Annotated in this window: 13 protein-coding genes; 5 read left to right on the forward strand and 8 right to left on the reverse strand. The window is 38.7% G+C overall.

Annotated features, from left to right (window positions below; all coding sequences use genetic code 11):
- Positions 1–47 precede the first annotated feature (47 nt).
- The 5 genes from NSQ59_RS26800 to NSQ59_RS26820 all read left to right on the forward strand — a co-directional run bounded on the left by NSQ59_RS26800 (position 48) and on the right by NSQ59_RS26820 (position 4,540).
- Positions 48–809 carry a DeoR/GlpR family DNA-binding transcription regulator gene (locus NSQ59_RS26800; protein ID WP_055741585.1) on the forward strand — a complete coding sequence of 254 codons (762 nt, stop codon included), beginning with the start codon at positions 48–50 and terminating at the stop codon, positions 807–809.
- Between the two features lie 29 nt (positions 810–838).
- Entirely contained in the window at positions 839–1,021 is a 183-nt protein-coding gene (locus tag NSQ59_RS26805) for a hypothetical protein (RefSeq protein WP_055741586.1), read from the forward strand.
- Between the two features lie 396 nt (positions 1,022–1,417).
- Positions 1,418–1,981 (forward strand): alkyl hydroperoxide reductase subunit C, encoded by a 564-nt coding sequence (ahpC, locus tag NSQ59_RS26810; protein WP_340833086.1) that lies wholly within the window; start codon positions 1,418–1,420, stop codon positions 1,979–1,981.
- 14 nt (positions 1,982–1,995) lie between these two features.
- Positions 1,996–3,525 (forward strand): alkyl hydroperoxide reductase subunit F, encoded by a 1,530-nt coding sequence (gene ahpF, locus NSQ59_RS26815; RefSeq protein ID WP_340833087.1) that lies wholly within the window; start codon positions 1,996–1,998, stop codon positions 3,523–3,525.
- Positions 3,526–3,682: 157 nt separating this feature from the next.
- Positions 3,683–4,540 carry a dimethylarginine dimethylaminohydrolase family protein gene (locus NSQ59_RS26820; RefSeq protein ID WP_340833088.1) on the forward strand — a complete coding sequence of 286 codons (858 nt, stop codon included), beginning with the start codon at positions 3,683–3,685 and terminating at the stop codon, positions 4,538–4,540.
- 116 nt (positions 4,541–4,656) lie between these two features.
- Here NSQ59_RS26820 and NSQ59_RS26825 read toward each other — a convergent pair whose 3' ends face one another.
- The 8 genes from NSQ59_RS26825 to NSQ59_RS26860 form a co-directional block, all read right to left on the reverse strand.
- On the reverse strand, positions 4,657–5,391 hold the full coding sequence (locus NSQ59_RS26825) for an SIS domain-containing protein (RefSeq protein WP_340833089.1): 735 nt from the start codon (positions 5,389–5,391) through the stop codon (positions 4,657–4,659).
- A 6-nt stretch (positions 5,392–5,397) separates the two neighbouring features.
- Positions 5,398–6,123, reverse strand: coding sequence for a KDGP aldolase (locus tag NSQ59_RS26830; RefSeq protein ID WP_445669249.1), 726 nt, complete (start codon positions 6,121–6,123; stop codon positions 5,398–5,400).
- The gene (locus NSQ59_RS26835; protein ID WP_340833091.1) at positions 6,092–6,832 is read right to left on the reverse strand and encodes a creatininase family protein; all 741 of its coding nucleotides are present in this window, start codon (positions 6,830–6,832) and stop codon (positions 6,092–6,094) included. The genes NSQ59_RS26830 and NSQ59_RS26835 overlap by 32 nt, the downstream gene beginning before the upstream one ends.
- A 16-nt stretch (positions 6,833–6,848) precedes the next feature.
- On the reverse strand, positions 6,849–7,841 hold the full coding sequence (locus NSQ59_RS26840; protein WP_340833092.1) for a phosphotriesterase family protein: 993 nt from the start codon (positions 7,839–7,841) through the stop codon (positions 6,849–6,851).
- Positions 7,842–7,948: 107 nt separating this feature from the next.
- Positions 7,949–9,205 carry a group II intron reverse transcriptase/maturase gene (gene ltrA, locus NSQ59_RS26845; RefSeq protein WP_340828527.1) on the reverse strand — a complete coding sequence of 419 codons (1,257 nt, stop codon included), beginning with the start codon at positions 9,203–9,205 and terminating at the stop codon, positions 7,949–7,951.
- A 603-nt stretch (positions 9,206–9,808) separates the two neighbouring features.
- The gene (locus NSQ59_RS26850; RefSeq protein ID WP_340833093.1) at positions 9,809–11,110 is read right to left on the reverse strand and encodes a PTS ascorbate transporter subunit IIC; all 1,302 of its coding nucleotides are present in this window, start codon (positions 11,108–11,110) and stop codon (positions 9,809–9,811) included.
- 23 nt (positions 11,111–11,133) lie between these two features.
- Complete coding sequence (locus NSQ59_RS26855) at positions 11,134–11,400, reverse strand: PTS sugar transporter subunit IIB (protein WP_340833094.1); 267 nt, start codon at positions 11,398–11,400, stop codon at positions 11,134–11,136.
- On the reverse strand, positions 11,397–11,840 hold the full coding sequence (locus NSQ59_RS26860) for a PTS sugar transporter subunit IIA (RefSeq protein ID WP_340833095.1): 444 nt from the start codon (positions 11,838–11,840) through the stop codon (positions 11,397–11,399). The genes NSQ59_RS26855 and NSQ59_RS26860 overlap by 4 nt, the downstream gene beginning before the upstream one ends.
- Between the last annotated feature and the right edge of the window lie 11 nt (positions 11,841–11,851).

Genomic DNA, 11,851 nt, shown 5'->3' on the forward strand with positions numbered 1-11,851 from the left:
ATCAGTACACTTTAAATTAAAATGCTAACTAAAAATGGGTGAAGAAGATGTTTCCTCTTGAAAGACAAAAAAAAATTATGGATCTATTAACAATAAAAAAAGTATTGAAGATAACGGAGTTAACGAAAGAATTGGAAGTGTCTGTTGATACATTGCGCAGAGACATAAACCAGCTTACGAAGGAAGGGAAAATCAAGAAAATTTATGGTGGAATTAAATTAATAGAATCGCAATTTGGAGAATCTACTATAGATGAACGCATGATCAGCCATCTAGAGGAAAAGAATAGCATCGCACAAAAATGCAGTGAATATATCAACGATGGGGATTGTATTTATCTAGATAGCGGCTCCACTACCTTTCAAATTGCAAAATATATTAAAAATAAAAAGAACCTTACAGTAATAACCAATTCCATCCCGATCATTCTTGAACTAATGAATAGTGATGTCGAACTGATTATCATAGGTGGAAAAATAAGAAAAAACGAACAATCCGTCGTCACCTATGAATATTTATTTAATTTTAATCAATTAAACATTCAAAAGGCGTTTATTTGTGCCAGTGGCATTACAATCGAAAAAGGGATTTCTGACTACAATATTGAAGAAGCCATTACTCGAAAGAAAATGATTGAATTATCTAATGAAATCTATGTTGCATCTGATAGTTCAAAATTTGGGAAGAATGTTACCATTGGAATAGCTCCACTTGAAAAAATTGATTATATTATTACAGATCAAAACATAAATCAAGTTTTGATCAATCAATTTAAAAAGTCTCCGACAAATCTAATCATTTCAGAATGATATATATTTAAAAACAAGAGGTGCATCAATTGACAGCACCTCTTGTTTTTAAATATTTCCCCATTTATATCTATTACTTAGTCGAGAAACGAATGGTAGGCGGTTATTTTGTATTTGATCAGGAAACGATCTTACGTAGGGATGGGCAATCGGACGTACCAAAAAGGCAGCAGAACAAAATCGAATTTCTGCTTAGAAACCGTCTGACATAAATGTTATCGTACCTATTATGGATGCAGCTTTTTTACCCTAATTTATCCAAAATACCCCGTAGTTCATCTTAATAGGCTTATCTATAATGGATAACCTCTTGTTTATTATCAATATATTTAGTTGAACCTCAATTATTTATCCTAATATACCTTTTAATTGAGAAATTGGAATATCAATTGAAAATATGCGGTAATCTCATTTATTTATGTAAATAAAGCAATCATAACAAAAAAATAGTTATTTCGAATAAGAATCATTCTTCTTGACAAAACAACAAAAAGTATATAATAATAGTTTTTGTATTAAAATTATTATAAATAACGAATCATAATTAAAAGCAAATTATTATTCGTTATTACTAATAAATCATCAAAATATTAGGAGGAATATACATTATGTCTTTAATCGGAAAAGAAGTACTACCATTCAAAGCACAAGCTTACAGAAACGGTGAATTTTTAGAAGTAACCGAACAAGATATGAAAGGTCACTGGAGTGTTGTTTGCTTCTACCCAGCAGACTTTACATTTGTTTGCCCAACAGAGCTTGAGGATCTTCAAGATCAATACCCTGCCCTTCAAGAACTTGGCGTTGAAGTATTCTCTGTTTCAAGAGATTCTCATTTTACACATAAAGCATGGCACGATACATCAGAAGCAATTGGTAAAATTACTTATACAATGATAGGTGACCCTGCACATGTTCTTTCCCGCAACTTTGATGTGTTCATTGAAGAATTAGGACAAGCTGACCGCGGTACTTTCATTATTGACCCTGATGGTATTATTCAAGCTATTGAAATTAACGCAGATGGCATTGGCCGTGACGCAAGCACCCTTATTAACAAAATTAAAGCAGCACAATATGTTCGCAACAATCCAGGTGAAGTTTGCCCAGCAAAATGGAAAGAAGGCGCTGAAACACTTAAGCCAAGCCTAGACCTTGTAGGCAAAATTTAAGGAGAGTGCTTCAAATGATACTTGATGCAGATATTAAGGCACAACTAAATCAATACCTTCAATTATTGGAGAACGATGTGCTGCTTAAAGTCAGTGCAGGCTCCGATTCATTATCCGGTGACATGCTAGCTCTAATGGATGAGCTAGCGACCATGTCATCTAAAATTAAAGTAGAAAAAACAACATTGGAGAGAACACCAAGCTTTAGTGTAAACCGTGTCGGGGAGGATTCAGGAATCTCTTTTGCTGGAATTCCTCTAGGACATGAGTTTACTTCTTTTGTGCTGGCTCTGCTTCAGGTGAGCGGCAGACCACCTAAGATCGAACAAAAAGTAATCGATCAAATAAAAAGCATTTCAGATGAATATCACTTTGTAACTTACGTAAGTCTAACCTGCCACAACTGTCCTGATGTTGTGCAGGCACTGAACATCATGAGTGTTCTTAATCCAGGTATTAGCCACACCATGATTGATGGCGCAGCTTTCAAGGAAGAAGTAGAAAGCAAAGGCATTATGGCAGTACCAACTGTTTTCCTAAATGGAGAATCATTTGGCAGTGGCCGTATGACACTGGAAGAAATTCTTGCTAAGATGGGAAATACTACAGATGCCTCCGATCTTTCTGATAAAGAACCATATGACGTGCTTGTAGTTGGCGGTGGCCCTGCCGGAGCCAGTGCAGCAATCTATGCAGCCCGTAAAGGCATTCGAACAGGTATTGTCGCTGAACGCTTCGGCGGCCAAATTATGGATACACTAGGCATCGAGAACTTTATCAGCGTAAAATACACAGAAGGCCCTAAACTCGCAGCAAGTCTAGAGGAACATGTAAAACATTATGATGTTGATGTGATAAATGTACAACGTGCTAAACGTCTAGAAAAGAAAGACTTCATTGAAGTGGAGTTAGAAAATGGAGCTGTTCTAAAGGGTAAAACGGTTATCCTTTCAACTGGTGCACGCTGGCGCAATATTGGAGTCCCAGGTGAAGCTGAGTTTAAAAACAAAGGTGTAGCCTACTGTCCACATTGTGATGGTCCATTATTTGAGGGAAAAGACGTTGCTGTTATCGGCGGTGGTAATTCCGGTATTGAAGCGGCTATTGACCTTGCAGGAATTGTAAAACATGTAACAGTTCTTGAGTTTGCACCAGAGCTTAAGGCAGATTCTGTATTACAAGATCGTCTATACAGCCTTCCAAATGTAACAGTCATCAAGAACGCGCAAACAAAAGAAATTACGGGTACCGACAAAGTAAACGGTATTTCGTACGTTGACCGTGAAACAGGCGAAGAACATCATATTGAATTGCAAGGTGTCTTTGTTCAAATTGGTCTTGTGCCAAATACCGACTGGTTAGAGGGAACTCTTGAGCGCACTCGCTTTGGTGAAATCATTGTAGATAAGCATGGAGCGACAAGCATCCCAGGCGTATTTGCTGCAGGTGACTGTACAGATAGCGCGTATAAACAAATCATTATTTCGATGGGTTCAGGTGCTACTGCCGCTTTAGGCGCATTTGATTATCTCATTCGAAATTAAATATAACATGAATATATAAGAAAAGGAGAGCTGATTACGTTCATTGCTCTCCTTTTCTTTTTGTTTCTTTCATTAAAGCGACTTGGATGAGATTTTCTAAATAATAACGTTAGTTTAGGAAATCCTAATGTAAAAAGGTAGACTGGAGGGCAATTAAATGGCAAAAAGCCCTACGACAAACAGCAAGACTTTTTGCATGAGTGAGTATGACATATTAAAACGAGTAATCCTTTGTCAGCCTCAATATATGACAATCCGCGAAGTTATTAATGAAACCCAGGAGCATTTTAAGAATGAAGGTATCCATATTGAACGAGCGCTCGAGCAGCACGGGGAATTGGTCAAAACACTAAAGGATAATGACATCGAGGTTATTTTATTGCCTTATCATAAAAAATATCCTGAACAAGTCTTTACTAGGGATATTGGTTTTACACTGGGACAAACCATCTTTGTTGCTAAGATGGCGACAGAAGTCCGTGCAGGAGAGGAAGACGTTTTAAAGCAATGGTTGGAGGATGAAGAAATTTCTTATTATAATTTAGTCGAGGAACGAATCGAAGGCGGAGATGTTGTGATTGACCAGGAAACCATTTATGTGGGGCTGAGCAACCGCACAGATCAAAAAGCAGCAGATCAGTTACAGCGCCTTCTGAATCAATTTAATGTGGTTCCCATCCCATTTAAAGATAAATACTTACATTTGGATTGTATATTTAATGTCGTTTCACCTGATATTGCACTTATCTATCCAAATGCATTAACGAAAAAATACATCGATTATTTTGCTTCTCGCTATGAGTTAATTGAAGTGTCGGAAGAAGAACAATTTCAATTGGGTACAAATATGTTAAGTATTGGAAACAAGCGATTATTGAGTTTGCCTGTCAACAAAAAGGTAAACCAGCAACTTCGTGACCATGGCTTTCAAGTTATTGAAGTGGATATCACAGAAATCATTAAATCCGGCGGATCCTTTCGTTGTTGTACCCTACCTATCTTACGGGAGACCTAAAAATAAAAATGCCCCCTTCCATTGTAAAGCACAAATAACTTTTGGAGGGGGCGACTCAGTCAATGATGCTTCTAAAATTACTATTCTAATAATTTACTTATTGTTAGGTACATCAATTATTTCAACAAAGCAAGTCTTCCACGGTATTTCTCTACTAACCTTTGGTTATGCTCATCTGACCCTTCAATATTTCCGCTTAAAAATACTGGTGGCTCAAATCCGTTGTCAGCCAGAATTTTTACAGCTTCAGCAAGGATGGCATTAATAATAACCGCTCCAACAACTGTTGAAGTAGGACCAAATGGAACACTGACCTTATCATAAGAAAGGGCTGCATCTCCTTTAGGCGAATAATTATCAATGACTAAATCGACAGAATTAAATAAGTGTTTGCCGCTCTCATGTCTGGAAGGCTGGCTCTGGGAATATTCCAAAGAAGTTATTCCAATGACAAATGCACCTTTTGCTTTTGCTGTTTGAGCAACATCCACAGGAACCGGATTGCGCCCGGAAGTGGAGAAAACAAACATAACATCTTCTTTGCGGATGTCTTGATCCTTCATAAATTCATCTGCTAAGCCATTTTGACGTTCTAACTCGGAGGAGCGCAGTGCCCCTTCATGAAGCATTAATGGTTCATATAAGATAGGATTAATAGGAACAAGACCGCCAGCTCGATAGCATACTTCTTCTGTTAAAATATGAGAGTGCCCGCATCCGAAAAGTTGAATGATACCGCCGTTTCGGATGGCTTCTGCTACTTTCTCTGCCGCCTTTTTCATATTGCCCATCTCATTTTTTTCTACTAATTCAATCTTTTCTTTTGCTATTTCAAAGTAGTTTGATAACATATATCCTCATCCCCTAACCAGGCTAACGATTTTTTCTACTTCCTCAGGTATGGTTCTCCCGGTTGTTTTATCAATGGTCGAACCAAAAATGTGCGGCATGAAAACGGAAATACCCGTACCTCTAACGGCATTCACAATCTCCACAATATTTTCTGCTGAAATACCTCCTGCAGGCTCAATAGAGACGATTCCTTTTTCGGAAGCTACTTTGCATAAATAGACTAGCTCTTCTAGATGTGTAAGCCCCTTTAAAGGCATGAATTTTATAGATTCCACTCCCAGCGAAACAGCTAAATCTACTAAATCTTCCACTCTCATTTCAATGCCCGATAGTTTCACATATCCTACCTTGCCGGCTGGAGAAACAAGACCATTTACCGCCTGATCGAGCCCTTTTGCCTTTAAATAACCTATAGAATAACTTGATTTTTCAAATGGCTGATTAATGTGCCCAGGGTTAGAACCAGTAGCAATATGAAGGACTTTGTCCCAATTGGCGGGATTTCCATTATCCCCCAAGCCAATACTGACCACAGGAGAAACTTCTTTTAATTCTTCTACTTTTTTTATTCCATCTTCTATTCTAGAAAAATCAGAAGATACGATGCCGGGAACAACAAATCCAAGACCAGCATTTATAATTTCTTCTGCATTTTGCTTATCTTTTGCAAGAAAATTAAATAGTAAAAAGTCATCCAATTTATTCAGCTTTTTTAAATCCATCCTTCGCACCTTCAATCAGCTTAATCATATTTTTAATGGCGATTTCAATTATTTTTTCACCTTTTTCTTTTGTAGCAAGGGTTGCATTGCCTAATACCGCAGTAGTAGTGAACTCCTCCCATGGAGTTGGGGTTACATCCGCACTCATTGGTATTTGCGGGTCTTCTGGAAGGGCTTTGGACATATCCACATACTCTTCTGCCAAATAAAGCATATAAGATGTTTCAATTTCACATGCATGAAAATAACTTGAATGAGCGGATTTCGCCTCTCGAACTTCTTCTGTAACTTTACTTACACCTGGATAGAAGAGGTAAAGAACTTTAAAATCGGGATATCCAGCATAAAGCTTACGAGCTGCTTCTTTCATGGCAACTGCGTTTCCTAAATGGCCATTAATCATGGCAAAAATTCGGAATCCTTGATCATAGAGACTAACACCAATATCATAAATAAAGCTAATTAACGATTCGTTGCTGATGTTGATGCTTCCGGGGAAGTTTTTTAAACTCCAAACCTGTCCATAAGGCAGGGTTGGAAGAACGAAAGCACCGGTACTTTCAGCCACACGTACAGCTAGTCTTTCAGCTAAGAAATTATCGGTTCCAAGCGGCAGATGCGGACCATGTGCTTCTACGGCACCAATTGGTAAAATGGCCACCAAGCTTTTCTCAATTTTTTCTTTTACTTCAAATGAATTTTCTTGTTGAAAAAGCATGCTGAAAGCCCCCTTATTATTTTTTAAAAGCAAAGCATCGTGCTGGATTATCGATAAAGAATTTACGGATTAGATTTTCCCCGTCAAAACCTTGGCGGTTGGCATCATCAATAAAACGCGGCACCCATTTTGCAATGATGTATTCTAGCCCAAGACCGTAATCATAGTGCTTGTAATATGTTTTTCTGGCCGTATCCCCGCTTACTAGGATTTGATCTTCATACCCTTTTTTAACAAGCTCCAAAATACAATGAATGCGCGTGCTTTCCGGAGCATATTTGATTTTGGCAATTCCATCAAAGCTCAAGAATGCACCTGTTTTGGCAATTTGTTCGTGATAATATGGATCCGGATTGCGATCCATGTGGCCAAAGCTCATATATTGAAGGTCGACTCCTTCGCTTTTCAAAAGTTCAATCTGCTCTAGCCCCATGGTTCCTGCTTCTGTATGGGAATGCATCGGAGCTTTTGTTTCATGATGGGCACGTGCAACAGCACGCAATGTTTTTTCTTCTAAAGGAGTAATACGATTATAGCCGGTTCCAAATTTTACTTGTCCTGCTTTAAAAGGTGTTCCTTCTAAGCCTTCTTCTACCTCACGAACAACGAATTCTGTTAATTCATTAATACTTGCACGATCTATCCATTCTGCGTAAGTATTGTAGTTTCCGATGATTGACTTTAATTCTTCTTTTATTTTGGCATCCCAAAGGAAGCTTTTATTAAATCCTGCCGTTCCAACAATATGAATATCTAATTCATCGGAAATCTCCTTTACTGCTTGCACGTCACGGCCATAATCAACGGCAGTGGCATCCACAATGGAACGCCCGCCATGATTTTTAAAATCTTGAACATCTAATTTTGATTTTTCCTTATCATCAAGCAATAGATCGTCTGCTCCTCTTTCTGCCCAGTAAGCCGGACGGCAGACAATATGTTCATGGGAATAGGTAAATCCTAACTCCTCGGGTTGAATATCACCTTTTAAAGTACGAACGAAACTCATGCTGATCATCCTCCATCTAAAATAAATTTAAAAATCGAGTAGGAGGGGGTGACTAACCCCCGACCTCTCACACCACCGTACGTACCGTTCGGTATACGGCGGTTCACTTAAGTATGACGCAAATGGTTGTATCTATCTAACAGACTTTTAAGCTTTTGATTTCTCCAAAACTTTAGATTTAGTGTTGTGTGTAAGATAGGACTATTCGAAATGCGCCAATATTTCTTACGAGAATTTCCCCATTCATGGGCCTTCTCTCTTGGAACGCCAAGGGATATGAGCCTTTTAATTTTTGTTTTGGGTAGTTTCCATTGTTTCCAAAGGCACATTCGGAGTCTTCTTCGAATATGTTCATCCAGTTGTTTAAAGGGAGTTGGCGTGTCTGCCAGCGCAAAATATCCGCACCAACCAACAAGGTATTCATTTAGTTTCTCAATACGCAATTCCAATGGAATGGGTTTTGACCTTGATGTTAGTTCTTTTATTCTACTTTTAGCTCTCTTTATACTTTCTTTTGCGATACGGATTTTTGGATTACGGTTTGATGTGAAGCTGAATCCAAGAAACTTTCGTTTCCACGGTCTGTCCACCGCACTTTTCTCTTCATTTACTTTTAGTTTAAGCTTCTTTTCAATGAAAGTAGTGATAGAACTCTTGACGCGTAAACCTGCCTTCTTGGTTTTTACGTAAATATTACAATCATCTGCGTAGCGGACAAATTTGTGTCCTCTTTCCTCTAGTTCCTTATCTAATTCATCTAACATGATATTGGAAAGTAGTGGACTTAATGGTCCACCCTGAGGAACACCTTCTTCGCTGATAGTTTCCACACCGTTTATCATAATCCCCGACTCTAAGTATTTTCTAATTAACTTTAGAATCGTCTTATCCTTGACTCTTTTTGCTAGGAGTCCCATAAGCATATCGTGATTTACCTTGTCGAAGAACTTTTCTAAGTCCATATCTATTACCCATCTGTAGCCCTCTTCTATATATTGCCTTGCTTCCCTAACGGCATCATGTGCCCTTCTTCTGGGTCTAAACCCATAGCTATGTTCGGAAAAGGTTGGGTCATAGATTGGGGTTAATATTTGGGCAATCGCTTGTTGGACAAAACGGTCTGTCACGGTAGGAATACCTAATAAACGAACGCCGCCATTTGGTTTCGGGATTTCGACTCGTCTGACTGGCATAGGCTCATAGGTTCCGTCCTTTATTGAATTTCGGATTTCTTGCCAATTTTGTAGAATATGCGCTCGTAGGGATTTTACAGGCATTTCATCTACTCCATGGCTACCCTTATTCTTTTCGACACGTTTCAATGCCGAAAGTAGATTGTCCCGTGACAGTATTCGTTCCATCATTTCGATACATCCTTTCACGTGAATATACGTGCTATTTGTGCCATTGTTTATTCCACCCTCTTAAAGTCCCCTGTGGAATTCACCACTTCCTCCTTTAAGTAAGTCCAATTGGATTGTCTGTATCATCATAAACAATGAACGCCTAGTGTATATTCTCCTTAAATGTTCAGTCCTTCCCTAACCATCTTAAGCTAGTCAGGTACTATGACCTCTGCTGACTTCTGGCTGTTCAATTACCCTTCACAAAGTAAGTTACCGAGTGTGCTCGGCATTTCAGCCAGACCTCCCCAGGTAAGAGTACAGTCTTTCTCCCCATCTATCTGCTTCATTTACTCTGTATCATCTTTGGCAGAAAGGACTTCGTTTTGTTTGGCAAACTCATCCAATGATACCTAGCCTTATATGAAGTTCGTGTCCCTCAGACCGGAGATTTGCCGCCCGCTTCCTTCAGATTCTGCGTCACCACAGACACCCTTGCGTTTAGCTACTGCTACTTCTGCCTTCACAGTTCGGGACTTTCACCCTATAGACTGCACCCATGCTGGGCGCACCAAATAAGTAAAGGGCAACTGCCAGCCCTTTACTCAAAACAAGGTTATAAGATTAAAAGAGTAAATGAGCAAGCGCCTTCACAATTGGTCCGAGTACAAACATGTCACAATCGGCCGCCCACATTGCTGTATCAGGAATGGTTGAGGAAACCAAGAAGTGAACCATAATATATTGGCCCCAAGCAACGACGGTAGATGTTACAAATCCCCCAATTAATGCACCGCGTACACCGCCGGTAGAGTTTCCAAAAACCCCTGCGGTTGCACCATGGAAGAACAATACAATCATAGTTGGAACAAACACATAAGATACGGTATTTCCAATTACAACTAACCAAATTAATGCACCGAAGAATGCTCCTAAAAACCCAAGAATAACTGCATTTGGAGCGAAGGTGAACACAACTGGACAATCAAGTGCAGGGACAGCACCTGGCACTAATTTTGTTGCAATACCGTTAAAGGCAGGAACAATTTCACCAATGAACATTTTTACCCCAAGCAATACAACCGCAATACCGCCTGCAAATGTAAATGATTGTATGATAGAGTACATAGGAAAGTTTTGCCCAGCAGCTTGTTTAACTAAAGCATGGGATCCTGGTGTACCTTTTACAGTGATGATAATGGCGCCAATCAAGAATAATACACCCATTGTTAAAGCAGTGATAACATTAGAATCTCTTAAAAACTCAAGACCCTTTGGTAATTTGATCTTTTCCGAATCGTTTTGTTTATTACCAAAAACTTTCCCAAGTAAAGCAGAGAGAATCGCAACAATTGCAGACGTATGACCTAATGCGATAGCGTTCCCGCCGGTTACTTTTCTCATAAATGGTTGAACAAGTGCCGGTTGGAAAGTCCAATATAAGCCCATAAAAATAGATAAGAAAATGACTAATTTTACTAAAGATACGTGGCTGGAACCTACTGTTTCTACAATAATTCCGGCAAATATCGTTGTAGTCCAAAACATCATGTGTCCTGTTAAATATATATATTTAAACTTTGTAAAACGCGCTAACAATACGTTGATTAAAAATCCAAGAAACATCGCTAATGTTACAGCAGAACCAAATTTTATATTAAATGCAGTTTGCCCCATAAACTGACCTAAACTGCCTGCTTTTAATCCAAATACTTCTGCCCACATTGGCTGGAATATATTTAATGCACCAGTAATAATACCGGCGCCGGCATTGATGATTAGAAAACCAATCATCGCCTTAAATGTACCAGTTATCGTTTGACTAGTTGTTTTTTTCTGCAACAACAATCCTACTAAAACAATAATTCCAATTAGAAACGCCGGTACACCGAATATATTATTTGCGATCCAAGTAAGTACTTGCATAGCTGTCCTCCCCCTAAAGGATATTAGTTAAGTTGGCTTTCTAACGCCTCTTTAATTTCATTTAAATCAAAGTAATTGTTTACAATTACTATTTTGCTAGGATGGCCTTCTAATGATTCAGCCAATTCATTGCTTGTAATAATGAAATCAGGTCTTTCGCTGGAAGCACTGGATACATCTGTATTATCTACATCTGCTTGAATCCCTAATTGACGTAAAACAGTGTCTACATTCATTCGCAAAATTAAGCTTGTTCCTTGCCCTAATCCACATACACATAAAATTTTCATGATTCCATTCCTCCTAATAATTGTTCCATTTCCGAATAAGATGTTATCTCCACTAATCTTTTAACGTTATCCTGATTGTTTAATAGGGTCATTAATTTTTGCAATATCTCTAAGTGTTCATTGCTTGATGATGCCCCAAGAGCAAATACCAAATTCACCGGATCATTTGTAGCGCTTCCAAAAACAATGGGATTCGCTAATCGTATAAAGGAAACAGATGCTTCCTTTACCCCATCTTCCGGTCTTGCATGTGGAAGTGCGATTTGCGGGGCAAGGACAAAATACGGTCCATTTTTATGATAAGATTGCACCATTGCCTCCACGTAATTTTCCTCTACCAATCCTTCGCCCACAAGTAATCTGCCGGCTGCTCGGATTGCTTCATCTGGAGAGGTAACATCAACGTCAAATTCTACTAGATTCTTTTCTAAAAACTTCATTACGGATTCCC

The sequence above is a fragment of the Margalitia sp. FSL K6-0131 genome (assembly GCF_038008735.1).
Lineage (GTDB): Bacteria > Bacillota > Bacilli > Bacillales > Bacillaceae_C > Margalitia > Margalitia shackletonii.